Source organism: Pseudomonas soli (assembly GCF_021283165.2).
GTDB lineage: Bacteria > Pseudomonadota > Gammaproteobacteria > Pseudomonadales > Pseudomonadaceae > Aquipseudomonas > Aquipseudomonas soli.
In genome coordinates this window covers 5380520-5403050 of sequence record NZ_CP128543.1, presented here as the reverse complement: position 1 = coordinate 5403050, position 22531 = coordinate 5380520, and the positions used below count along the sequence as shown (strand labels likewise).

Genomic DNA, 22531 nt, shown 5'->3' with positions numbered 1-22531 from the left:
GCACGGCGGGTCGCAAGAGATAAAAACAACGCCAGGGCACAACTCATGGGCAATCCACTAACGATCACTTTCGTGGTCTACATTGCGGTAATGGTGCTGATCGGCTTTGCCGCCTATCGCTCCACCAAGAACCTTTCCGACTATATTCTCGGCGGCCGTAGTCTCGGCAGCGTGGTCACCGCGCTTTCCGCCGGCGCATCGGACATGAGCGGCTGGCTGCTGATGGGCCTGCCGGGCGCCATCTACTTCGCCGGCCTTTCCGAGGCCTGGATCGCCATCGGCCTGACCGTTGGCGCCTACCTGAACTGGTTGTTCGTCGCTGGCCGGCTGCGTGTGCAGACCGAACACAACGGCGATGCCCTGACACTGCCGGACTACTTCGCCAGCCGTTTCGAAGATCAAACCGGCCTGCTGCGGATCATCTCGGCGATCGTCATCCTGGTTTTCTTCACCATCTACTGCGCCTCCGGCATTGTCGCCGGCGCCCGTCTGTTCGAAAGCACCTTCGGCATGTCCTATGAGACCGCCCTGTGGGCCGGTGCCGCAGCCACCATCGCCTACACCTTTGTCGGTGGCTTCCTGGCGGTGAGCTGGACCGACACCGTGCAGGCCTCGCTGATGATCTTCGCGCTGATTCTGACTCCGGTGATCGTGTTGATCTCCACCGGCGGCTTCGACCAGACCTTCGCTGCCATCGACGCGGTGAACCCGGCGCACTTCGACATGTTCAAGGGCGCCACCTTCATCGGCATCATCTCGCTGATGGGCTGGGGCCTGGGCTACTTCGGCCAGCCGCACATCCTGGCGCGGTTCATGGCTGCCGACTCGGTGAAGTCGATTGCCAACGCCCGTCGCATCTCCATGACCTGGATGATCCTCTGCCTGGCCGGTACCTGCGCCGTGGGCTTCTTCGGTATCGCCTACTTCTCGGCGCACCCTGACCTGGCCGGTCCGGTCACCGAAAACCACGAGCGCGTCTTCATCGAGCTGGCCAAGATCCTGTTCAACCCATGGGTCGCCGGTGTGCTGCTTTCGGCCATCCTGGCGGCGGTGATGAGCACCCTGAGCTGCCAACTGCTGGTGTGCTCCAGCGCCCTGACCGAAGACTTCTACAAGGCCTTCCTGCGCAAGAACGCTTCGCAGAAGGAGCTGGTATGGGTCGGTCGCATGATGGTGCTGGCCGTCGCGTTGATCGCCATCGCCATGGCCGCGAACCCCGAAAACCGCGTGCTGGGTCTGGTGGCCTACGCCTGGGCCGGCTTCGGTGCCGCCTTCGGCCCTGTCGTGCTGCTTTCGGTGCTGTGGAAAGGCATGACCCGCAATGGCGCGTTGGCGGGCATCGTGGTCGGTGCGCTGACCGTGATCGTCTGGAAACAGCTGGATACCGGCCTGTATGAGATCATCCCGGGCTTCCTGTTCGCCAGCATCGCCATCTTCCTGGTGAGCAAGCTTGGCAGCCCGACGAACAGCATGGTTTCGCGTTTTGAAACCGCTGATGCGCAGTATCACGCCGACAAGTAATACCTGCTGATTCGGCGTTGTCCCTGTCGCGGGACAAGCCCGCTCCTACGCAGCCTCTTCAAGTGGCGTGGGAGAGGGCTTGTCCCGCGATGCTTTTTGCGGCGGTCAAGGCAAGGTAAACTTGTCGCCTTCGCAGGAGCTGCCATGAACTATCGCCACGCCTTCCACGCCGGCAACCACGCCGACGTCCTCAAGCACATCGTGCTCACTCGCCTCATCGCCCTGATGTCGCGCAAGGAGCAGCCGTTCGCCTATATCGATACCCACGCAGGGCTTGGCCTGTACGACCTGCAGGGCGACCAGGCAAGCCGTACCGGTGAGTACCTCGAGGGCGTCGCCCGCCTGTGGAATCGCGATGACCTGCCCGCCGTTACCGCTGACTATCTGGGCGTTATCAAGCGCCTGAACAAGAACGGCGAGCTGCGCTACTACCCGGGCTCCCCCGAACTGGCCCGGCGTTTGATGCGTGAACAGGACCGTGCGCAGCTCAACGAAAAGCATCCTGAAGACGGCGTGCTGCTCAAAGAGAACATGAAAAAGGACCCGCGAGTCACCGTGCACCTGGGCGAGGGCTGGCACATCCCGCGGGCCCTGCTGCCGGTGCAGGAAAAACGCGCGATCATGTTGATCGACCCGCCGTTCGAGCAGGCCGACGAGCTCAAGCGCTGCACCGTGGCGATGAAGGAGGCGATCGGTCGCATGCGCCAGACCGTCGCGGCCATCTGGTACCCGATCAAGGACCAGCGCTCGCTGACCCGCTTCTACCAGGACCTCACCAGCACCGGTGCGCCCAAGCTGCTGCGCGTGGAACTGTATGTGCATCACCAGGACAGCCCGCAGGGCCTGAACGGCTCGGGCCTGGCCATCGCCAACCCACCGTGGGGCCTGGAAGATGAGCTCAAGGAGCTGCTGCCGTGGTTGGCCAAGGAACTGGCGCAGACCGCCGGCAGCTTCCGCATGGACTGGCTGATCGCCGAATAAACAGGCGTCGCAAGCACCGTGGGAGCGGCGATGCGGCGGCCTGACTTGCCCGGCGATGGCGTCAGCAAATCCAGCGCCATCGCGGGGCAAGCGCGCTGCCACGTCCATGCATCGCGTCAGGCGATCTTTGCGTTATAATCCCGCCCTTTAGCCGCCATCCGCCTGAATGGCCGGTGGCGCACTTCATACCGATTTGAGAGGCTAACCCCTTGGCACTGACGATTCTTGGCCTGTCCGGCGCCCTTAGCCATGACCCTTCCGCGGCCCTGTACATCGACGGCAAGCTGATTGCCGCCGCCGAAGAAGAGCGCTTCGTGCGTGACAAGCATGCGAAGAACCGCATGCCCTACGAGTCGGCGAAGTTCTGCCTGGAGCAGGCCGGCATCAAGCCGTCGGACGTCGACGTGGTGGCCATTCCTTTCGCCCCGATCAGCCTGTTCGGCAAGGCTCGCTGGCACTACGCCAAGCGCTACTGGTACGCCCCGGACCGCGCCCTCGACGCGCTGCTGATGGGCAACCGCCGTTACAAGCGCTATCGCAAGAAGATCGTCTGGTGCCTGGAGCAGTTGGGCTTCGATCCGAAGAAGATCAAGATCGAACCGGTCGAGCACCACCTGGCCCACGCCTCCAGCGCCTACCACTGCTCGGGCTTCAAAGAGAAGACCGCGATCCTCGGCATCGACGGCAAGGGCGAGTACGCCACTACCTTCTTCGGCTATGGCGAAAACGGCAAGATCCACAAGATCAAGGAATTCTTCGACCCGGATTCCCTGGGTGGCCTGTATGGCGCGATCACCGAGTTCCTCGGCTTCGAGATGCTCGATGGCGAGTTCAAGGTCATGGGCATGGCGCCGTATGGCGATGCCAGCAAATATGACTTCTCGCGCCTGGCCAGCTTCGAAAACGGCGAGCTGGTGATCAACACCGAGTACGCCAACGTCATTGGCCTGCGCCGCTATAAAGAGAAGGGCAAGGGCTTCTACTTCTCGCCCAAGCTGATCGAGTGGTTGGGTCCGAAACGCGAAGGCGATATCGCCGACGAGCCGTATATCCACTACGCGGCGAGCATGCAGGCATTGTTCGAGAAACTCGCCCTGCAGATGATCGACCACTACCTGGGCGATACCCTGAAAGAGACCGGCAAGCTGGCCTTCGCCGGCGGCTGTGCGCTGAACGTCAAACTGAACCAGAAGATCATCGCCCGCGATGACGTGAAAGAGTTGTTCGTCCAGCCAGCGTCCGGCGACGCCGGTACTGCGGTAGGTGCAGCTGCCTATGTGTCCCACGCCCGTGGCGTGCCGGTCGAGAAGATGGAGCACGTCTATCTCGGCCCTGCGTACTCCAACGAAGACGTGATCGCCGCCTGCGCCCGTCACCCGAGCAAACCGGTATGGCGCAAGCTCGAGAACATGCCCGAGCAGATTGCCAAGATCATGGTCGACGGCAACCCGGTTGCCTGGTTCCAGGGTCGCATGGAGTTTGGCCCGCGCGCACTGGGTGGTCGCTCGATCATCGGTTGCCCGAGCGTGCCGGGCGTGGCCGACCGCATCAACCACCAGATCAAGTTCCGCGAGCGCTGGAGGCCTTTCTGCCCATCGATGCTCGACACCGTCGCGCCGCAGATGATCAAGATCGACCATCCGGCCCCGTTCATGACCTTCACCTTCGAAGTGGCTGAAGAGTGGAAGACCCGCGTGCCGGAAGTGGTCCACGAGGACGGTACCTCGCGTGCCCAGGTGCTCAAGCGCGAGTACAATCCGCGCTACTACGACATGATGAAGGCGCTGGAAGACCTGACCGGCAACGGCGTGTCGCTGAACACCTCGCTCAACCGCCGTGGCGAACCGATGATCTGCTCGCCGACCGACGCCCTGAACATGTTCTTCGGCTCGGACCTGCAGTACCTGATCATGGAAGACATCCTGGTGGTCAAGGAAGGCGCCGCGCCGTATGACCAGCCGCTCTGAACCGCGGATCCTGCAGTTCTGCCATGGCTATGACGGGCCGTTCCTCGACTGCGCCCGTCAATACGCCAGCCTGTTCCAGGGCAGCGGCTACAAGGTCACCACCGTGTTCCTCACCGGGGCAGCTGACGCGCAGGTCGCGGCTGGCTGCGCCTCGGACGAGGTATTGTTCCTGGAATTCAGTTCAAAGGCCGTGCGTGGCCTGAAACTGGGTGCCATCGCCGCGCTGCGCAAGATCGCCGCGCAGCGCAATTTCGCGTTCTGCATCGCCCACCGCTTCAAGCCGATCTATGTCGCGCTGCTGGGCACCGGCCTGCCGGTGATCGGCGTGCACCACGCGTTTGGCGACTACCAGCGCAAGGGGCGTCGCCTGTTCGCCAACCTGTTCCGTAAACGCCTGAGCCTGCTCGGTGTCTCGGATGCGGTGCGCGACGACATGCGACGCTGCTTGGGGCGTTGGCCGGCCGAGCGTATCCAGACCCTGTACAACCGCATCGATGTCGAGACATTGCAGGCCAGCTTGGTGCCGCGTGACGAGGCGCGTTGTGCCTTGGGCCTGGATGAGCATGCCTGGGTGGTGGGCAATGTCGGTCGCCTGCACCCGGACAAGGACCAGGCCACGCTGTTGCGCGGCTTCGCCGAAGCCTTGCCTGGCCTGCCGGCTGGCGCGCGGCTGGCAATCCTGGGCAAGGGCCGCCTCGAGGCGCAGCTCAGGGCATTGGCCGCTGAGCTGGGCATTGCCGGGCAGGTGGACTTTCTCGGCCAGGTGCCGGACGCCCGCCGTTACTTCCGCGCCTTCGATGTATTTGCACTGAGCTCCGACCATGAGCCGTTCGGCATGGTCCTGCTGGAGGCCATGGTGGCAGGCGTGCCGCTCCTGGCCACTGCCTGTGGCGGCGCCCGGGAAGTGGTTGAGGGTGTGGGCGTGCTGTTCCCGCTGGGCGATGCCGCGCAGCTGGCCCAGGGCCTGAAACACATGGCCGGGTTGGACGCCGGGCAGCGCGAGGCCTGTGCTTTGCACATGCTGCAGCGCCTGCAGCAGCGTTTCAGCGACCAGGCAGTGCGCGGTGCCTTCTGGCAGTTGCCGCAGGTGCGTGCGCTGGTCGCGGAGGCCTGATGCTCAACTTTATCCAAGGCTGGCGCGAACGCGGTTGGCAAGTCATCGACGCGGCCGCCTACGGCGATACCTGGCAGCGGTTTGGCGGCAGTGTGGCGACCCATCCTCTGGTGATCGAGCAACTGGCCGACCTGGCCCAGATCCCGGTGCGTTATCTGGGTTTTCCACAGGATGGTGAGCTCAAGGCCGCGTTGCCGGTATGGGGGCGCCACTTGGCGCTGTCCAAGGACGTGCTCAAGCGGCATGGCAAGAAAGGCCTGTTCGACCTGGGCAACGCCGAGATCATCCTGCCGGCCGCCGATGACTGCGCCGCGCCGCTGCGCCATGCCGGGCGTTACCTGTCCGAGTTGAACCAGGGCCGTTTCAGCGGTCTCAAGGCGCAGCCCGAGCAATTGGCCATGTCTCGCCCGCACGAGGACCTGTCGAAGAAGTTTCGCTATAACCAGCGCCGTGAGCTGCGCCTGCTGGAAGAGGCCGGCGGCCAGGTGCGACCGATTGGCGATTTCACTGCAGCCGAGATCGCGGCGATGTACTGTGACTTGTTCCAGCGTCGCTGGGGGTTCCCGGCTACCGGCGCGGCCCGCATGGCCGAAGTGGTCGAGCGCCTGCGCGAACTGTTGATTGGCTCCGTGCTGTTCCTGGAGGGCGCGCCGATCGCGATCCAGCTGGTGTATCGCGTCGAGGCGCCACAGTGGATCAGCGTCGAATATGTAAACGGCGGTGTCGACCCGCAGACCAAGGCCTTCAGCCCTGGTAGCGTACTGAGCTTCCTTAATACCCAGGCTGCCTGGGAGGATGCCAATGCCCGCGGCAAGGCGCTGCGGTTCTCCTTCGGCCGGGCCGATCGAGAGTACAAGGATCGTTGGTGCAACCCCGTCAACGTCTTCCAGGTCTGAACATGAGCGCCAACAAGCAGCAACTGCTCAAACGCCATCGCAAGCGCAAGCGGGTGATCCTGCTGGTGTTGCTTGTCGCGCTGTTGCTCACGGCGCTGTGGGCATGGTGGTTGCCGCCTGTCCTCGCGGTGTTGTTGTGGGTGGCCCATGAGGCCTGGTTCTCCGACCACCTGTTCTACGTGCCCGGCAGCGACTACCAGTACGACTTGCAGGCCAGCGAGCGTCATGCACTGCACGGCCTTGGCGGGGTGCTTGCGTTGCCGAAAGATTGCCAACTGGACGGTAACGAGACCCTGTTGCTGCGGGTGAATCTGCGCGCCGGTTGGTTGGGGCGTCTGCTCGACCCTGCGGTACGCATCGAAGGTGGCGTCGCCGATTGCCAGGCCTTCGAGCGTGGTGTTCGCGGTGTGCGCTACCTGAACCTGGGGGGGCAGGCCGAGGCGCTGGGCGCCGGGCGGCTGCGCCTGAGTGGCCGGCACTGCCGCGTGGCGCCGGAGATGGAGTTGCTGGTGTTCCGTCACGACGACTACCTGGCCGGCTCGCTGATGGTCATCGCACCTCATGCCGACGATGCCGAGCTTGCGGCGTTCGCTGCTTATGCCCAGGCTAAAAGCAGCTGGATCGTGACCCTGACCGCAGGTGAGATCGAGAACGCGTATTACCGCGAAACCTTCGGCCTCGACCTGGTAGAGGCGGCCCGCCTCAAGGGCGAGTTGCGCAGTTGGGACAGCATCGCCGTGCCCCGCTGGGCCGGGGTGCCTTCCCAGCAGTGCGTGCAGTTGGGTTATTTCTGCATGCAGCTGCCGGCCATGCAGGCCGAGCCCGAGACACCTGTCGCATCGCGCGAGGCCGACCTGGCCGACACCCGGCCATTCCGCCGTTTCAATGAAGTCGCGCTGTGCAGCGATGCCGATGGCCGGCCGACCTGGAGCAACCTGGTCCAGGATCTGCGCGAGCTCATCGAGCGTGCGCGCCCGGCAACCATCGTGATGCCGCACCCGACACTCGACCCCCACCCGGACCACGTGTGCGCCCATGACGCCCTGCAGCAAGCGTTGCAAGGGGCGAGTTGGCAACCGCAAAACTTGCTGTTGTACGCCAATCACCTGCACGACAATGATCGCTGGCCGATGGGCGATGCCGGTACCGGGGTGCCTTTGCCACCGTTCTTCGATGCGGGCCTGCCCATGCGCCCCTGGGTGCTTGGGGTTGGCGAGCAGCAGCAGAGGCAAAAGGCCATCGCTTTGGGTATGATGCACGACCTGCAGCCTGCGGCTCCATTCAAACGCAGGGTTCGTCGCTTCCTGCAGCGCTGCTTGGCCGCCCGGCGCTGGCCGGCATTCGGTGACAATGAATTCTTCCGCAAGGCCGTACGGCGCCACGAACTGCTGTGGGTCGGTACAGTGATCGACAAGAGAGAGCCACGGTGAAAGTCCTGTTCCTGGTCCAGAAAGAGCAACGCGCCATCCTGGACCGTCTTTACGAAGGTATCGCGGCCGACTGCGAGTGCGATATCCGCTGGCTTACCGGTGACCAGCAGGCCGACTTGCGTAGCTATTTCCGCGAACATGTGCAAGTCGATCAGTACGACCGCATCCTGTTCTTCCTGCGGTTCAAGAAAGAAATCCGCCAGGCACGTTTCATCCGCACGCTCCCGAACCTGGTGATCCTCGAGCACGATGCCTACCAGAACTACATACCGTGCAAGTACACCGGCAAGTTCAGCGAGTACTACAGCCAGTTGCCGTGGGCACGGGTCATCACTTCAGGCGCGGTGGTTACCCGCCGGCTGCGTGATGAAGGTTTCGATGCGGTATTCGTGCCCAAGGGCTACGACCAGGCACTGTTGCGCAACGAGAACCGCGAGCGCGACATCGAACTGGCGTTCGTCGGCAGCCTGCGCAGCGTGGCTTACTCCGGGCGCAAGCAGATGCTCGAGTCGATCGCGGCGGTAGAGAACCTGTTGATCACCCGCACCAAGTCGGGCGAGGAATACAGCCAGACTCTCAGTCGCATTCGCTTCTTCGTCAGTGCCGACGTCGGCATGGGCGAGTACATGATCAAGAACTTCGAAGCCATGGCCTGTGGTTGTGTCCTGTTCGCCTATGACCAGGGCGAGGAGGAGAACCAGGCACTGGGCTTCGAAGACATGCACAACATCGTGCTCTATCGCGACCTTGAACAACTACGCGAGAAGCTCGCCCGGCTGCGTGGCGACCTCGCCCTGGCCGAGCGCATCTCACACAACGGCCAGCAGCTGGCCGAGCAGCGTTATACCTTTCACGCGCTTGGGCAGGCGATCACCGAGGCCATGCGCGCGCCGTTACGCCCGGCCAGCAAACCCGGCCTGGTGGAGCGTTTGCTGCATGCCATTGGTTGGTCGCGTTAAGCCCTGAACACATCGAGGAAGCCATGATCTTCAGTGAAAACAGCGAGATCACACTGGTGGTGACCAGCTGTGGTCGTTTTGAACTGCTCAAGCGCACGCTCGAGAGTTTTGATCTCTACAACACGGCGCCTATCCGCGAAGTGTTCATCACCGAGGACTCCGGTGACGAGGCGGTACGGGGTTGCATTCCCGAGCACTGGCGCGAGCACACCACCTTCATCGTCAACAACCCCAAGCTCGGGCAGTTGCGTTCGGTGGATGCCGCCTACTCGCAGGTCAAGACGTTCTGGGTGTTCCATTGCGAGGATGACTGGGCGTTCTATCGCCCGGGTTTCGTCGAGGAGTCCCAGGCCTTGCTCGAAGCCGACCCGCAAGCCTTGCAGGTCTGGCTGCGCAGCTTCAACCATGACTTGCAGGTGCACAGCCCCTATGTGTTCCTTGAAGCGCGCCAGGTGCTGCAGGGTATCCCCTTCCACAAGCTGGGTTCGCACAAGGCGGAATGGCAGGGGTTCTCTTTCAACCCTGGCCTGCGCAGGCTCGCCGACTACCAGGCGCATGCGCCGTACGCCGCGCATTCGGGCGAGAAGAGCCTGTCGCGGCTGTACGCCGAACGTGACCGCTACGCGCTGATCCTCGAGAACGACGCGGTGCTGCACACAGGGTTCGGCGAGCATGTGGAAATGCCGGAAGAGAAGATCAAGAAGGCTCGACGCAAGCGCATGGATCGCATTCGTCTGCTGGGCGTGTTGTTTATTGGACTATTGCTTGGATGGGTGTTGAAGGATGTTTGAAGGGATTGACAGCGATAACCGCACGAGTCAGCGCTATTTCAGTGCCGCGTTGATCGTGTTCCTCGCCAGCTTCGTGCTGATGGCGTCATCGAAATGGACGAACAACATTTTCTACGCTTTCATCGCGTTGCCTGGCTTGGTGTTCCTGGTCAAGGAGCGCGGTGCGGGGTTGTTCAACGACAAGCTTGGATTGGCGTGGCTGCTGTTCCTGCTTTGGTTCCTGGTGCCCGCAGCGATTGCTGGCGATGGGCAGTTCTACAAGCACATCGCTTATGTCGCGCTCTTTGTGTTCGCTGTGGCAGGGCTGACGAATCAGGGTTTCTTCCGCTCCGAAGTGTTTGCTCGTGCGCTGTTCTGGATCATCTGCCTGTACATCTTCGGCTATTCGGCTTTCGCTTACCTGACCGGCGTACATGCCTTGGGTGAGCGGGTGAGTCTGATGCCCGCGCGCATGCAGAACGTGATCTACACCAGTATATGGCTGCTCTGTGCGTTGGCACTGGCAATGCCGGGATGGTTGCACCGTCGCCGCTGGATCGAAGCGTTTGCCGCCGTCGCGCTGTCGGTGGTGGCGATCACCTTTGTCCTGCAGACGCGTACCGCTATGGTCGGCGCTGCCTTCCTGTTTGCCGCCTGGGCGTGCTGGGCATTGTGGCGCTTCCCGCGCGTGGCCGGGAGCTGGCTGTTGGTGTTCGCGGTACTCGGAGGCATCGCCCTCTGGTTGGTGAAGGACATGGCCTGGTTCCATTCGCTTTTCGAGCGCGGTGACTCCTATCGCGGCGAGTTGTTCCACGTGATGGTCGGCGAGTGGCAGAACTGTGGCTGGATGATTGGCTGCGGTGTCGAGTTCCATACCGACAAGCTGCTGAGCGGCTTCATGCCGATCCAGCATCCTCACAATATCTTTGTTGCGCTGGGCCTCTATACCGGTGGTGTCTCGCTGGTCCTGTTCCTGGTCATTGTGGCGATGACCCTGGTACAGGCCTTGCGCCTTCGTGATCCTTGGGGCATGTACCTGGCCTGTGCCCTGGTCATGCTCAACTTCGACGGCAGCAAGCTGATTGGTAACCCCGACGAGCTATGGCCGCTGGTCCTGCTGCCGGCAGCCATGGTGCTTGGCCGTGGGTTGCAGCAGCGACGTTTGCGCTGACGATGGCCGCCTCCGGGCGGCCATCTTCGTTCAGGCCAGTGCGCTGGCCAGGTCCTGGCGACGACAGACCTGCTGGCTGGCCAGGTAGGCCTCGATGAACACGTTGTCACGGTCACCCAGCAACCATTCCCGATCTTGCCGATACCGCAGCATGTGGCGGAAGTTGCGCTGACGTTGTGATCGGCGAAGTGGCTTGCGGTAAATGCGCAGGTCGGCGACATCGATCAACCCCAGCTTGCCTTCGGGCGTCAGTACCACGTTGCCCAGATGCGCGGAGCGGAAGTACACGCCTGACTCGTGCAGCGTCGCGATGAACTGCCCGAGCTGGTCGCGCAGCTCGGGATGCTCGCCGGGCTGGTCCAGTAGCTGACGCAGCGTAAGCCCTGGGAGCGGGTCGTAATGCACGGCATCGCGGGCGATCTCGGCGATACGATACACCGCCTTGACCTGTGGGCAGGGGATGCCGCGCGCGGCCAGGGCCTCGCAGTTGTCGGCGAAGCGTCGGGCATAGGGATACCAGGCCGCGGAGGTGATCAGGCGCTTGCGCCGGAACAGCTTGAGCATCGTGCCGTCGCGCAGGCGCAGGACCTTGTCGCCAGTGCCGTCGGCTTCGAGGACATGAGCGCCCTCGCGCAGGGCAAGGTAGCGGGCGTGGTCAAGTGCGTGCATCTAGCCTCCAGGGCCATGGGTTCGGGACAGCCGCCTATCTTACCTGCAGCGCGCGGTGCGAGACACCGCGTGTGTTATAATCCCGACTCTTTTTGACCCGACGGATTCTCATGACAGTTCCCGAATCGTCTTCGCCTGCGAGCCTGAAGATCTACCTGCGCCTGCTGGGCTACGTCAAACCTTATATTGGCATCTTCCTGCTGAGCATCGTCGGTTTCGTGATCTTCGCATCGACCCAACCGATGCTGGCCGGGATCCTCAAGTATTTCGTCGACGGCCTGAGCAACCCCCAGGCCGTGTTGTTCCCCAGCGTGCCTTACCTGCGCGACTTGCAGTTGCTGCAGGCGGTGCCGCTGCTGATCATCCTGATCGCCGCCTGGCAGGGCCTGGGCTCGTTCCTGGGCAACTACTACCTGTCCAAGGTGTCGTTGTGTCTGGTTCACGACCTACGGGTCGAGTTGTTCAACAAGCTGCTGGTGCTGCCCAACCGCTACTTCGACAACCACAACTCCGGGCATCTGATTTCGCGCATCACCTTCAACGTGACCATGGTTACCGGCGCGGCCACCGATGCCATCAAGGTGGTCATCCGTGAAGGCCTGACAGTGGTGTTCCTGTTCGCCTACTTGCTGTGGATGAACTGGAAACTGACCTTGGTGATGGTGGCGATCCTGCCGCTGATCGCGGTAATGGTGAGCACCGCCAGCAAGAAATTCCGCAAGCAGAGCAAGAAGATCCAGGTGGCCATGGGCGATGTCACGCATGTGGCCTCCGAGACCATCCAGGGCTATCGCGTGGTGCGCAGCTTCGGTGGCGAAAGCTACGAAGAGCGTCGCTTCAACGCCGCCAGCCAGAGCAACACCGACAAGCAGCTGCGCATGACCAAGACCGGCGCGCTGTACACGCCGTTGCTGCAACTGGTGATCTACACCGCCATGGCCACGCTGATGTTCCTGGTGCTGTTCCTGCGCGGCGAGGCGTCGGCCGGTGATCTGGTGGCCTACATCACGGCGGCTGGGTTGCTGCCCAAGCCAATTCGCCAGCTCTCGGAAGTCAGCTCGACCATTCAGAAGGGCCTTGCCGGTGCCGAAAGCATCTTCGAGCAGTTGGACGAGAAGCCGGAGGTCGATGCCGGCACCGTCGAGAAGGAGCGGGTCGACGGGCGCCTCGAAGTGCGCAACCTCAGCTTCACCTACCCCGGCACCGAGCGTCAGGTGCTCAGCGACATCAGCTTCACCGCCGAGCCTGGGCAGATGATCGCCCTGGTCGGGCGGTCCGGCAGCGGCAAGTCGACGCTGGCGGCGCTGATTCCGCGGTTCTATCACCACACGGAAGGGCAGATCCTGCTCGACGGCGTGGAAATCGAACAGTACCGCCTGCGCAACCTGCGTCGCCATGTGTCCCAGGTGACCCAGCACGTCACCCTGTTCAACGACACGGTGGCCAACAACATCGCCTACGGTGACCTGGCCGGCGCCCCCCGGGCGGATATCGAGGCCGCCGCCGCCGATGCCTACGCCAAGGAGTTCGTCGACCAGTTGCCCAAGGGCTTTGATACCGAGGTCGGCGAGAACGGCGTGCTGCTCTCCGGAGGCCAGCGCCAGCGTCTGGCGATTGCGCGGGCGTTGCTGAAAAACGCGCCACTGCTGATTCTCGACGAGGCGACCTCGGCCCTGGATACCGAGTCCGAGCGTCACATCCAGGCGGCGCTGGACCACGTGATGGAAGGTCGCACCACCCTGGTGATCGCCCACCGCCTGTCGACCATCGAGAAAGCCGACCTGATTCTGGTAATGGATCAAGGCCGTCTGGTGGAGCGTGGCACCCACGCCGAACTGCTCCAGGCCAATGGCCATTATGCCCGCCTGCACGCCATGGGCCTGGACGAAGCGGAAAAGGCCGATATCACCTGATCGGCCGTAGGGTGGGGCCCGCGCGGCCCCGCCAGTCAATCGATACAGCATTGCCGCGGTTGGCCGTAAAGCCCTGCGCAACCCTGTGCTAATATCCTGCCCCTGTTCACTTTTCCAATGATGGGTTGCCCATGAAGTTGTCCATGCCGCGTTTCGATCAAGCCCCGGTATTGGTGGTCGGCGATGTCATGCTCGACCGCTACTGGCATGGCGGTACTTCGCGTATCTCGCCTGAAGCGCCGGTGCCAGTGGTCAAGGTCGATCAGATCGAGGACCGTCCCGGCGGCGCCGCCAACGTGGCTTTGAACATCGCCGCGCTCGGGGCCCCGGCCGCGTTGGTCGGTGTTACTGGCCAGGATGAGGCTGCCGACAGCCTGTCCAACAGCCTGCAGGCCGCCGGCGTGCGCTCGATCTTCCAGCGCATCGCCCATCAGCCGACCATCGTCAAGCTGCGTGTCATGAGCCGCCACCAGCAGTTGCTGCGCATCGATTTCGAAGAGCCCTTCGCCACCGACCCGCTATCGCTGGGGGCGGAAGTGGATGCCTTGCTCGAAGGGGTCAAGGTGCTTGTGCTGTCCGACTACGGCAAGGGCGCGCTGAAGAATCACCAGTCGTTGATCCAGGCTGCGCGCAGCAAGGGCATCCCGGTGCTGGCCGACCCAAAGGGCAAGGATTTCTCGATCTACCGCGGCGCCAGCCTGATCACCCCGAACCTCAGCGAGTTCGAGACCATCGTCGGCCGTTGCGCCGACGAAGCCGAGCTTGTTGCCAAGGGGCTGAAGCTGCTCGAAGAGCTGGACCTGGGCGCGCTGCTGGTGACCCGTGGCGAGCACGGCATGACCTTGCTGCGCATCGGCCATCCGGCGCTGCACCTGCCGGCCCGAGCCCGTGAGGTGTTCGATGTCACCGGTGCCGGCGATACGGTGATTTCCACTCTCGCCGCGGCCATTGCCGCGGGCGAAGACCTGCCGCACGCGGTCGCCCTGGCCAACCTGGCTGCCGGCATCGTGGTCGGCAAGCTGGGCACCGCCGCGATCAGCGCACCCGAACTGCGCCGGGCGATCCAACGCGAGGAAGGCTCCGAGCGCGGTGTGTTGGGCTTGGAGCAGTTGCTGCTGGCCATCGACGACGCCCGGGCGCACAACGAGAAAATCGTCTTCACCAATGGCTGTTTCGATATCCTGCACGCGGGCCACGTGACCTATCTGGAGCAGGCGCGTGCCCAGGGTGATCGCCTGATCGTCGCCATCAACGACGATGCCTCGGTCAGCCGCCTGAAAGGCCCGGGTCGTCCGATCAACAGCGTCGATCGACGCATGGCCGTACTCGCCGGGCTCGGTGCGGTGGACTGGGTTATCAGCTTCCCCGAGGATACTCCCGAGAACCTGTTGCGCCAGGTCAAGCCAGATGTGCTGGTCAAGGGCGGCGACTACGGTATCGACCAGGTTGTCGGCGCCGACATCGTCAAGGCCTATGGTGGCACGGTGAAGGTGCTCGGCCTGGTGGAGAACAGCTCGACCACGGCGATCGTCGAGAAGATCCGCAAGCACTGAGACAGTGCTTGCGCGGGACAAGCCCGCTGCCATGATAGGTGGGGGCGGGCTTGTCCCGTGTTCATTTGTGCAGTGTGTCCCGGGCCCGCTCCAACAACGCCCGAGCCTTGTTACTGAAGCGCTCAAAGTGCGAGGCCGGTTCGCGCTTGTGCTCGGCCAGGCCTTGTTGCTTCAACCAATCCTTCCAGCGGACCCGCTCTTCGCGCACCACCCAGCCCTCCTGCTGCGCAAAGCTCTCGGCCAACCATAGGCCGCGCGTGCTTGCCGGCAGCAACTCGTCCTTTCTAAGGGTGAACAGCTCGGCCACGGGGCGGCCATCTTTCAACGGCATCAGGTAAAGGTCTGGGCGCTTGCGGTCAAGCCGAGCCACCAGTTGGTCGCCTTCGAGCCGCTCGTCGACATGGAACAGGCTCAGTGACTTGGCCTCCCTGGGCACTTGCAGTCGCAGGTCGTAGATCAGCTGTAACGATGCGGTAGGCAGGTGCACGTAGGCCCGTGGCCGCTCCATTAGCGTCAGCCTGGCGCAGTGCACCGGGCGGGCGGCACCGGACTCGGGCGAGAGCACGAACGGCAGCGCCTCGCGATAGTGCAGGGCGGCGGCATAAGGCGCCGGCAGCCAGGTGTCGTTGAAGCGCCCGCCAAGCCAGCCCTCGGGGGTTTCCAGCAGGCACTCCTCGGCCACTTCCTGGATCGCCGTGTGCAGCGGCAGGTTCAGCTCGTGGGCCGGGACATAGCCGGAAATCAGCTTGAGCACCACATCGCCACGGTCCTGTCGGCGTTGGCGCACCAGCACCCAGTAGTCGCGGCCTTGCCAGTTCAGGGTGAGGCGCACTGACACGCCAAGGTTGGCCAGCTCCGCCACGAAGTGTTCGGGGTTGGCGACCTGGATGGCCTTGCGTCGCTGCAGGGTCTGGGCGAAGTTCAGCGGCATGCCGATGCTCTGGTAGGTCAGGCCATCGGGCGTGGCTTCGACGTGCAGCGGCAGGGTCTTGAAGTTGCTCGGATTCTTGCGGATCAGCGTACGCGGCACGAGGCTCCTCCTTGCGTTGGGCCCCCGTCTGGGCGGCTCAGGGCCGGCCCAGGATGCGGGCGACGGTGGCCACGTTGTGGGCCAGGTGTACCGGGTTGATGGTGCCGACGATGGCACTGCACACGCCGGGGTGGGCGAACAGCAACTCGAAACTGGCTTGCACCGGGTCGACCCCCGGCGCCAGGCAGATATGGCCGCTGGCCAGGGCCTTTTTCACCAGGATGGCCTTGCCGTGTTCGGCAGCGTAGTCGAGCACGGGCCGCTCCGCCTGCTCGTTGAGGTTGTAGGTGACCATGGCGCAATCACCTTGTTCCAAGGCCTTCAGGCCTCCCGCGGCAGTCTTGCCGGAGAATCCGTAGCCGAGGATCTTGCCTTCGCGCTTGAGCGCGGCGAGGGTTTCGTACACCCCCTCCTGCTCGAGAATCGCCAGGTCGTTGCCATCGGAATGCACCAGTACCAGCTCGATACGGTCGGTTTCCAGGCGCTTGAGGCTGCGCTCCACCGAGCGACGGGTGTGGGCGGCGCTGAAATCGAAATGCGACTGGCCGTCCTCGAACTCCTCACCGACCTTGCTGACGATGACCCATTGGTCGCGCTGGCCGCGCAGCAACGGGCCGAGCCGCTCCTCGCTGCGGCCATAGGCCGGGGCGGTGTCGATCAGGTTGATGCCCAGCTCGCGGGCTTGCGCGAGCAAGAGATGCGCGGCCTGGTCATCGGGAATGGTGAAACCATTGGGGTACTTGACGCCTTGGTCGCGGCCCAACTTGACCGTGCCCAGGCCCAGTGGCGATACCCGCAGGCCGGTGCTGCCCAAGGTACGGTGGTGATCGTGCAGGGTCGGCAGGCTCATGGCAGCAGTTGCTCCCAGGCTGGCAGCGCCAGCGGCGGGCGCGGCAGGTCGGCAAGATCAGGCTGGCTCGTCGCGCGCACGCCGTCGCGCTCGAAGCTGGCCAGCACGCGATCGGCAAAGTCCGGCGCCAGGGCCAGCTTGGTCGGCCAGCCGACCAGCAGGCGCTGCTGGTCGGCAAGGAAGGCGTTGTCCGGGCGTACCAGACCCGATTGCGCGGGCTCGGCGCGATCGACGCGCAGGGTGGCCCAGCGCACCAGGCTTTGGTCGACCCAAGGCAACAGGCTGGCGATTTCCTTCTGCGCCGCGGCGATTTGTGCGGCGGGCTCACGGGCAACACCGTCGGCCTCGGCGATATCGCCACCCAGGTACCACACCCATTGGCCATCGGCGGCCGGATGGGTGGTCACGGTGATGCGTGGCTTGGGGCCACCGCCCAGGCAGTGGGCATACAGGGGCTTGAGGTTGGGCCCCTTGGCCAGGACCATGTGCAGCGGTCGGCGTTGCATGGCTGGTTGGTCCAGCCCCAGAGCGTGCAGCAGGTCTGCGGTGCCTGCGCCGGCGCTGAGGACGATGCGCTGGGCGCGGATCTCGCGGCCATCGACCACCAGGCCGGCCAGCTCTTCACCGTCGCGCAGTGGTTCGATTCGCTCGCCGGCCAGCAAGCTGTCACCCGCCAGTTGCGCGAGGTTGGCCAGCAAGCTGGGTACGTCGATGACCAGTTCGGCCAGGCGGTAGACCTTGCCCTTGAACGCACGATCCTGCAGGGCCGGCGGCAGCTGCTCGCCCTTGACCTGGTCGACCCGGCCGCGCACGGCCTTGCTGGCGAAGAAACTGGTGAGGTTGCCGGCCAGGGTGCCGGGGGACCAGAGGTAATGGGCCTCGGACAGCAGGCGGGTGGCGCTCAGGTTCAGCTCGCCGTTGCCGGCCAGCGCTTCGCGCCAGCGCCGCGGCATGTCGGCGATGGCCTCGGAGGCGCCGGTCAGCGCCCCGTGCAGGGCGTACTTGGTGCCGCCGTGGATGATGCCCTGCGACTTGATGGTCTGCTCGCCACCGAGGCTGGCGCGTTCCACCAGTACCGTCGAGTAGCCCAGGCGGCGCAGCCGGGCATTGAGCCAGAGGCCTGCGACCCCGGCGCCGACGATCAGCACGTCAGTGGTAATGGCGGATGGCATGCGGGCACCTCGAAAACTGGGACAGGTGCGCAGTATACAGGCTGTGGCGTCGTGCTGACCCCTGTGGGAGCCGGCTTGCCGGCGATAGGGCCGCGCAGCGGCCCCATGGGCTCAGGCTCAGTGCCCTGCGGTATTGGAAAACACCTGGATCACCACCACCCCGCCGACGATCATGGCCATGCCCAGCATCGCCGGCACATCCAGCTTCTGTCCATAGATAACCAGCGCAGCGACGCTGATCAGGACGATCCCCAGCCCCGACCAGATTGCATAGGCAATCCCCACCGGAATGCTGCGCACCACCAGGGTGAGCATCCAGAACGCCACGCCGTAGCCGCACACCATCAGCAGCAGCGGCAGAGGCGTGCTCAGCCCCTTGACCGCTTTCATGGAAGCAGTGGCGATGACTTCGGCACAGATGGCGATGGCGAGATAGGTGTAGGCGTTCATGGTGCGGGTCCTCCGGTACTGGATGGGCATTCTAGAGGATCCAAGGATGCGGTAAAGTCATTACCTATCTGATATGGAGATAGGTTGAATGATGACCGAGCACTGGAACCTGGAACAGTTGCGTCTTTTCGTGCGGGCGGCGGAGCTGCGTTCGTTTTCCGCAGTGGCCCGTGAGCAGCACAAGGCGCAGTCGGCGGTGAGCAACGCCATCGCCCTGCTCGAGACGGACCTGGGCGTGACGCTGTTCGAGCGCAGCAGCGGCCGCCAGCCACGCCTTACCGAAAACGGCACCGCGCTGCTGGAGGACGCCCGCGAGCTGTTGCGCCAGTGCGAGCGTCTGGACGGTCGGGCACTTGCGCTGATGCGTGGCCAGGAAGCGCTGCTGCGGGTGGCCCAGGACGAAGCCATGCCCTATCAGCCGGTGATCGACAGCCTCGACGAGCTGGCGGCGCGCTATCCCTACCTGGAGGTGCAACTGGCCAGCGGTGCCCAGGGCGATGTGGCGCGCAAGCTGGTGGAGCGGCGCGCCGACCTGGGGTTGTTCTTCCACCACGAAAGCATTCCCGCCTCGCTGGAGAGAAGGGCCCTGGGCAGCGTCGAGATGGTCACGGTGTGCGCCATCGACCATCCCCTGGCGAACCTGGCCAAGGTCAGCCGCCAGCAGTTGGCCCGCCATCGCCAGTTGCTGATCACGCCGCAGCAGAGCGGCTACCCCGGCGGCGAGGCGATCAGTCCACAGGTCTGGCGTGCCGACAGCTTCTATGCCATGGCCGAATTGCTGATGCGCGGACTGGGCTGGGCCTGGCTGCCGCGTCATGTGGTGCAGTACCCCACTTACCAGGCGCAGATGGTCGAGCTGGACAGCGAATGGCGTCCGCCGGCGCTGGTGGCGGAACTGGCCTGGCGCCGTGACGAGCCCTTGGGCCCTGCGGCGCAGTGGCTGGCCGAGCGCTTTGCCGTACACCTGAGGGCCATTGGCTGACAGGCCTTTTCATCCAGTTCCTAGTAAACTCCGCCGCCATGAACAGAACCCTCTATACCCTGCTTTTCCATCTGGGCCTGCCGCTGGTCGCGCTGCGCCTGTTCCTGCGCGGGCGCAAGGCGCCGGCCTACCGTGCGCGGATCGCCGAGCGCTTCGCTTGTGGCTTGCCGCCCATGCGTCAGGGCGGCATCTGGGTGCATGCGGTCTCGGTGGGCGAGAGCATCGCCGCCGCGCCATTGGTCCGGGCGCTGCTCAAGCAGTATCCGGACCTGCCGATCACGCTGACTTGTATGACCCCGACCGGCTCCGAGCGCATTCGTGCGATGTTCGACGGCGAGCCACGGGTGCAGCACTGCTACCTGCCGTACGACCTGCCATGGGCGGCGGGGCGTTTTCTCGACCATGTGCGCCCGCGCCTGGGCATCATCATGGAAACCGAGCTGTGGCCCAACCATATCCATCAGTGCTCAAGGCGCGGTATTCCGGTGGCGTTGGCCAATGCGCGGCTGTCCGAACGCTCGGCCCGAGGCTATGCGCGCTTTGCCGGCCTGACCCGGCCGATGCTCGAGGAGATGAGCCTGATCGCGGTACAGACCGAAACCGAGGCCAAGCGTTTCCGCTCGCTCGGTGCGCGCCAGGCGAGCGTGCAGGTGACCGGCTCGATCAAGTTCGACCTGAAGGTCGACGAGCAGTTGATGCCTCGCGCCCGGCAGTTGCGCGAGCAGTGGGGGGCCAGCCAGCGCCCGGTATGGATCGCCGCCAGTACCCACGATGGCGAGGATGGGTTGATCCTCGAAGCCCACCGGCAACTGCTGAGCGTACACAGCGATGCACTGTTGGTGCTGGTGCCGCGCCATCCCGAGCGTTTCGCGGCGGTACATGAACTGTGCGCCGGCCAGTTCTCCACGGTGCGTCGTTCGACAGGGGATGCCGTGACGGCGCAGACCCAGGTGTTGCTCGGCGACACCATGGGTGAATTGCTGTTCCTGTACGCCCTGGCCGATATCGCCTTCGTCGGTGGCAGCCTGGTCCCCACGGGTGGGCACAACCCGTTGGAGCCGGCGGCGCTGGCGCTGCCGGTGCTCATGGGGCCGCATGTGTTCAACTTCCTCGAGATCAGCGCGATGCTGCGCGAGGCGGGGGCGTTGCAGCAGGTGGACGATGCCGAGGGCTTGGCCGCGGCGGTGCGCCGCTTGGTCGAGCTGCCGCAGGATGCCCGGCGCATGGGCGAGGCGGGCAGGGCGGTGATGCAGGCCAACCAGGGGGCGTTGCAGCGGTTGCTCGATGGGCTGGCGCGGCTTCTGAGCTGATGATGAACCTGTAGGCGCGGTTGTTGTGGGAGCGAGTTTGCCCCCACGAAGCCCGCGCTACAGGTAGTGTGTTGCCTTCAAGGCCGGCGTTCGAAGTTCTTCGCCGCCGCCGCCGCCAGGTCCGGTGGCAGGAAATCCTTGTCCGGGTTGTAGTCGGCCTTCAGGTACCGTCCCAGGTCCTGCAGGTCCTGCGGGCTCAGGGTGCCGGCCGCCTGCTTGAGGCGCAGGTTGTCGAGGATGTAGTCGTAGCGGCTGTTGTTGTAGTCGCGCACCGAGGTGTACAGCTGGCGCTGCGCGTCGAGCACGTCGACGATGTTGCGGGTGCCGACCTGGTAGCCGATCTCGGTGGCTTCCAGGGCGCTCTGGTTGGAGATGATCGACTGCTTGCGCGCCTGGACCTGTTCCACGTCGGTGTTCACCGCGCGGTGCAGGTTACGGGTGTTCTCCACCACTTGGCGGCGCAGGCTTTCGCGCTGCTGCTCGCTCTGGGTCAGGCGCGCATAGGCCTCGCGTACCTGGGAGCTGGTCAACCCGCCGCTGTAGATTGGAATGTTCAGTTGCAGGCCGACGCTGGTCTGCTCCACGTCACCGCCGTAGCGCACGCCGTTCTGCGAAGGGTTGGTGAACCCGAGGTTGTCGTTGTCGCCCTTCTGGTACTTGGCCACGGCATCCAGGGTTGGCGCATGGCCGGCCTTGCGCTGGCGCACGGTCTCTTCGGCGGCCGCCACGGCATGGTTGGTGGCCTGCAGGTTGAGGTTCTGCCGCCCGGCGGTCTCGACCCAGGCCTTGGCGTCATTGGGCGTCGGCACTTGCACGGGCAGGGTGTGGACCACGCCCTGGATCGCGCTGTATTGGCGGTTGGTCAGGGTGATCAGGGCCTCGAAGGCATCCTGCACCTGGCGCTCGGCGATGATCCGGTTGGCCCGGGCCGTGTCGTAGCTGGCCTGGGACTGGAGTACATCGGTCTTGTCCGAAAGGCCGACATCGAAGCGTTCGTTGGACTGGTCGAGCTGGCGCTTGAAGGCCGCCTCTTCGGCCTTGGTCGAGGCCAGGTTGTCCTGGGCGCGCAACACCGCGAAGTAGTTCTCGGCGCTCTGCAGGATCAGGTTCTGCTCGGTGGCCGACAGTTCCAGTGCGGCCTGCTCGTTGACCGCTTCGGCAGCCTGCAGCTGGAACCAGCGGTCGGCGCGGAAGATCGGCTGCGCCAGGGTGGCGCTCCAGGCATTGCCGCTACGGTTGGAGGTGATCGACGGCTCGTCGAGCTTGGTGCGGGTATTCATCATCTCGGCGCCAGCCGAAAGGTTGGGCAGCAAGCCGGCGCGGGCCTGGGGCACCACCTCGCGGCGGGCGCCGTAGTCGGCGCGGGCGGCGGCCAGGTCGGCATTGTTGTCCACCGCTTCCTGGTAAACGCTGACCAGGTCGGTCTTCACCGTCGTGGGCGTATCTACTGCCCAGGCCACTCCGTTGGACGCACAAGACACGGCAATCGCCAGTGAGAGTTTGCGCAGCATAGGGCAATCCTTGATCAAGATGTATTTACTGTACTGTCGGGTACCGAGCACGCCAGTGTAGTGCCGCGCGCCGCCCTCAACAATCCGTCACGTGTGCCATTTATCACGCCAGGGATTTACCCGCTTGGCTTTGCCAACCACTCCAGTCTAGACTGCGCAGGTTCTTGTCGGGGTGCCTTGATGCAAAGGCTGAGATCGCAAAGTTGCGGATCCCGTTGAACCTGATCAGGTTAGCGCCTGCGTAGGGAACAAGATTGCTCTCATGTCCCGGGAGCCTCTTGT

The 22531-nt window shown here is 64.1% G+C and carries 19 protein-coding genes and 1 riboswitch; of the genes, 13 read left to right on the top strand and 6 right to left on the bottom strand.

Translation table 11 applies throughout. The features are described from left to right. Positions 1-45: 45 nt before the first annotated feature. The 9 genes from putP to LU688_RS24905 all read left to right on the top strand — a co-directional run bounded on the left by putP (position 46) and on the right by LU688_RS24905 (position 10809). Complete coding sequence (putP, locus tag LU688_RS24945; RefSeq protein ID WP_023630134.1) at positions 46-1521, top strand: sodium/proline symporter PutP; 1476 nt, start codon at positions 46-48, stop codon at positions 1519-1521. 144 nt (positions 1522-1665) lie between these two features. Continuing rightward, positions 1666-2502: a 23S rRNA (adenine(2030)-N(6))-methyltransferase RlmJ gene (locus tag LU688_RS24940; RefSeq protein WP_094012361.1), complete on the top strand. Its 837-nt coding sequence runs from the start codon at positions 1666-1668 to the stop codon at positions 2500-2502. Positions 2503-2711: 209 nt separating this feature from the next. Then, positions 2712-4469: a carbamoyltransferase family protein gene (locus tag LU688_RS24935; protein WP_023630136.1), complete on the top strand. Its 1758-nt coding sequence runs from the start codon at positions 2712-2714 to the stop codon at positions 4467-4469. Further along, positions 4453-5583, top strand: coding sequence for a glycosyltransferase (locus tag LU688_RS24930; protein ID WP_094012362.1), 1131 nt, complete (start codon positions 4453-4455; stop codon positions 5581-5583). The genes LU688_RS24935 and LU688_RS24930 overlap by 17 nt, the downstream gene beginning before the upstream one ends. Then, positions 5583-6479 carry an antimicrobial resistance protein Mig-14 gene (locus LU688_RS24925; RefSeq protein ID WP_094012363.1) on the top strand — a complete coding sequence of 299 codons (897 nt, stop codon included), beginning with the start codon at positions 5583-5585 and terminating at the stop codon, positions 6477-6479. Before LU688_RS24930 ends, LU688_RS24925 begins: the two co-directional genes overlap by 1 nt. Before the next feature lie 2 nt (positions 6480-6481). Next, positions 6482-7909, top strand: coding sequence for a PIG-L deacetylase family protein (locus LU688_RS24920; protein ID WP_094012364.1), 1428 nt, complete (start codon positions 6482-6484; stop codon positions 7907-7909). Continuing rightward, on the top strand, positions 7906-8868 hold the full coding sequence (locus LU688_RS24915; RefSeq protein WP_094012365.1) for a glycosyltransferase family protein: 963 nt from the start codon (positions 7906-7908) through the stop codon (positions 8866-8868). Before LU688_RS24920 ends, LU688_RS24915 begins: the two co-directional genes overlap by 4 nt. A 23-nt stretch (positions 8869-8891) precedes the next feature. Further along, positions 8892-9659: a glycosyltransferase family 2 protein gene (locus LU688_RS24910; protein ID WP_094012366.1), complete on the top strand. Its 768-nt coding sequence runs from the start codon at positions 8892-8894 to the stop codon at positions 9657-9659. Beyond that, entirely contained in the window at positions 9652-10809 is a 1158-nt protein-coding gene (locus tag LU688_RS24905; protein ID WP_094012367.1) for a hypothetical protein, read from the top strand. The genes LU688_RS24910 and LU688_RS24905 overlap by 8 nt, the downstream gene beginning before the upstream one ends. Before the next feature lie 30 nt (positions 10810-10839). Here the strand turns inward: LU688_RS24905 and LU688_RS24900 are convergent, their stop codons facing one another. Next, complete coding sequence (locus LU688_RS24900) at positions 10840-11478, bottom strand: phosphotransferase (protein ID WP_094012368.1); 639 nt, start codon at positions 11476-11478, stop codon at positions 10840-10842. A gap of 110 nt (positions 11479-11588) precedes the next feature. Here LU688_RS24900 and msbA point away from each other — a divergent pair, with 110 nt between their 5' ends. Then, complete coding sequence (gene msbA, locus LU688_RS24895) at positions 11589-13391, top strand: lipid A export permease/ATP-binding protein MsbA (protein WP_046853969.1); 1803 nt, start codon at positions 11589-11591, stop codon at positions 13389-13391. Between the two features lie 131 nt (positions 13392-13522). Continuing rightward, entirely contained in the window at positions 13523-14944 is a 1422-nt protein-coding gene (hldE, locus tag LU688_RS24890; protein WP_104444823.1) for a bifunctional D-glycero-beta-D-manno-heptose-7-phosphate kinase/D-glycero-beta-D-manno-heptose 1-phosphate adenylyltransferase HldE, read from the top strand. A 61-nt stretch (positions 14945-15005) separates the two neighbouring features. Here hldE and LU688_RS24885 read toward each other — a convergent pair whose 3' ends face one another. From LU688_RS24885 to LU688_RS24870, 4 genes are all read right to left on the bottom strand, one after another. Then, a complete protein-coding gene (locus LU688_RS24885) occupies positions 15006-15974 on the bottom strand; it encodes a metal ABC transporter ATPase (RefSeq protein ID WP_160291095.1) in 969 nt (322 codons plus the stop codon). Between the two features lie 37 nt (positions 15975-16011). Then, entirely contained in the window at positions 16012-16824 is an 813-nt protein-coding gene (locus tag LU688_RS24880; RefSeq protein ID WP_160291096.1) for an aldo/keto reductase, read from the bottom strand. Then, complete coding sequence (locus LU688_RS24875; protein ID WP_094012372.1) at positions 16821-17996, bottom strand: NAD(P)/FAD-dependent oxidoreductase; 1176 nt, start codon at positions 17994-17996, stop codon at positions 16821-16823. Before LU688_RS24875 ends, LU688_RS24880 begins: the two co-directional genes overlap by 4 nt. Positions 17997-18113: 117 nt before the next feature. Next, the gene (locus LU688_RS24870) at positions 18114-18446 is read right to left on the bottom strand and encodes a DMT family transporter (protein ID WP_023632892.1); all 333 of its coding nucleotides are present in this window, start codon (positions 18444-18446) and stop codon (positions 18114-18116) included. 91 nt (positions 18447-18537) lie between these two features. Between LU688_RS24870 and LU688_RS24865 the strand changes: the two genes are divergently transcribed. Further along, positions 18538-19428, top strand: coding sequence for a LysR family transcriptional regulator (locus LU688_RS24865; RefSeq protein ID WP_038707609.1), 891 nt, complete (start codon positions 18538-18540; stop codon positions 19426-19428). Between the two features lie 38 nt (positions 19429-19466). After that, complete coding sequence (gene waaA, locus LU688_RS24860) at positions 19467-20738, top strand: lipid IV(A) 3-deoxy-D-manno-octulosonic acid transferase (protein WP_160291097.1); 1272 nt, start codon at positions 19467-19469, stop codon at positions 20736-20738. 77 nt (positions 20739-20815) lie between these two features. On the opposite strand, the gene LU688_RS24855 is transcribed toward waaA, so the two are convergent. Beyond that, the gene (locus LU688_RS24855) at positions 20816-22249 is read right to left on the bottom strand and encodes a TolC family outer membrane protein (protein WP_023632667.1); all 1434 of its coding nucleotides are present in this window, start codon (positions 22247-22249) and stop codon (positions 20816-20818) included. Between the two features lie 158 nt (positions 22250-22407). Further along, positions 22408-22514, top strand: a riboswitch (TPP riboswitch). Positions 22515-22531: the final 17 nt, after the last annotated feature.

Coding starts and splice junctions, on each gene's coding strand:
- LU688_RS24940 (WP_094012361.1), top strand. CDS start 1,666: ATGAACTATCGCCACGCCTTCCACGCCGGCAACCACGCCGACGTCCTC.
- LU688_RS24875 (WP_094012372.1), bottom strand. CDS start 17,996: ATGCCATCCGCCATTACCACTGACGTGCTGATCGTCGGCGCCGGGGTC.
- LU688_RS24865 (WP_038707609.1), top strand. CDS start 18,538: ATGACCGAGCACTGGAACCTGGAACAGTTGCGTCTTTTCGTGCGGGCG.
- waaA (WP_160291097.1), top strand. CDS start 19,467: ATGAACAGAACCCTCTATACCCTGCTTTTCCATCTGGGCCTGCCGCTG.
- LU688_RS24910 (WP_094012366.1), top strand. CDS start 8,892: ATGATCTTCAGTGAAAACAGCGAGATCACACTGGTGGTGACCAGCTGT.
- LU688_RS24920 (WP_094012364.1), top strand. CDS start 6,482: ATGAGCGCCAACAAGCAGCAACTGCTCAAACGCCATCGCAAGCGCAAG.
- LU688_RS24905 (WP_094012367.1), top strand. CDS start 9,652: ATGTTTGAAGGGATTGACAGCGATAACCGCACGAGTCAGCGCTATTTC.
- msbA (WP_046853969.1), top strand. CDS start 11,589: ATGACAGTTCCCGAATCGTCTTCGCCTGCGAGCCTGAAGATCTACCTG.
- putP (WP_023630134.1), top strand. CDS start 46: ATGGGCAATCCACTAACGATCACTTTCGTGGTCTACATTGCGGTAATG.
- LU688_RS24900 (WP_094012368.1), bottom strand. CDS start 11,478: ATGCACGCACTTGACCACGCCCGCTACCTTGCCCTGCGCGAGGGCGCT.
- LU688_RS24870 (WP_023632892.1), bottom strand. CDS start 18,446: ATGAACGCCTACACCTATCTCGCCATCGCCATCTGTGCCGAAGTCATC.
- LU688_RS24930 (WP_094012362.1), top strand. CDS start 4,453: ATGACCAGCCGCTCTGAACCGCGGATCCTGCAGTTCTGCCATGGCTAT.
- LU688_RS24855 (WP_023632667.1), bottom strand. CDS start 22,249: ATGCTGCGCAAACTCTCACTGGCGATTGCCGTGTCTTGTGCGTCCAAC.
- LU688_RS24925 (WP_094012363.1), top strand. CDS start 5,583: ATGCTCAACTTTATCCAAGGCTGGCGCGAACGCGGTTGGCAAGTCATC.
- LU688_RS24880 (WP_160291096.1), bottom strand. CDS start 16,824: ATGAGCCTGCCGACCCTGCACGATCACCACCGTACCTTGGGCAGCACC.
- hldE (WP_104444823.1), top strand. CDS start 13,523: ATGAAGTTGTCCATGCCGCGTTTCGATCAAGCCCCGGTATTGGTGGTC.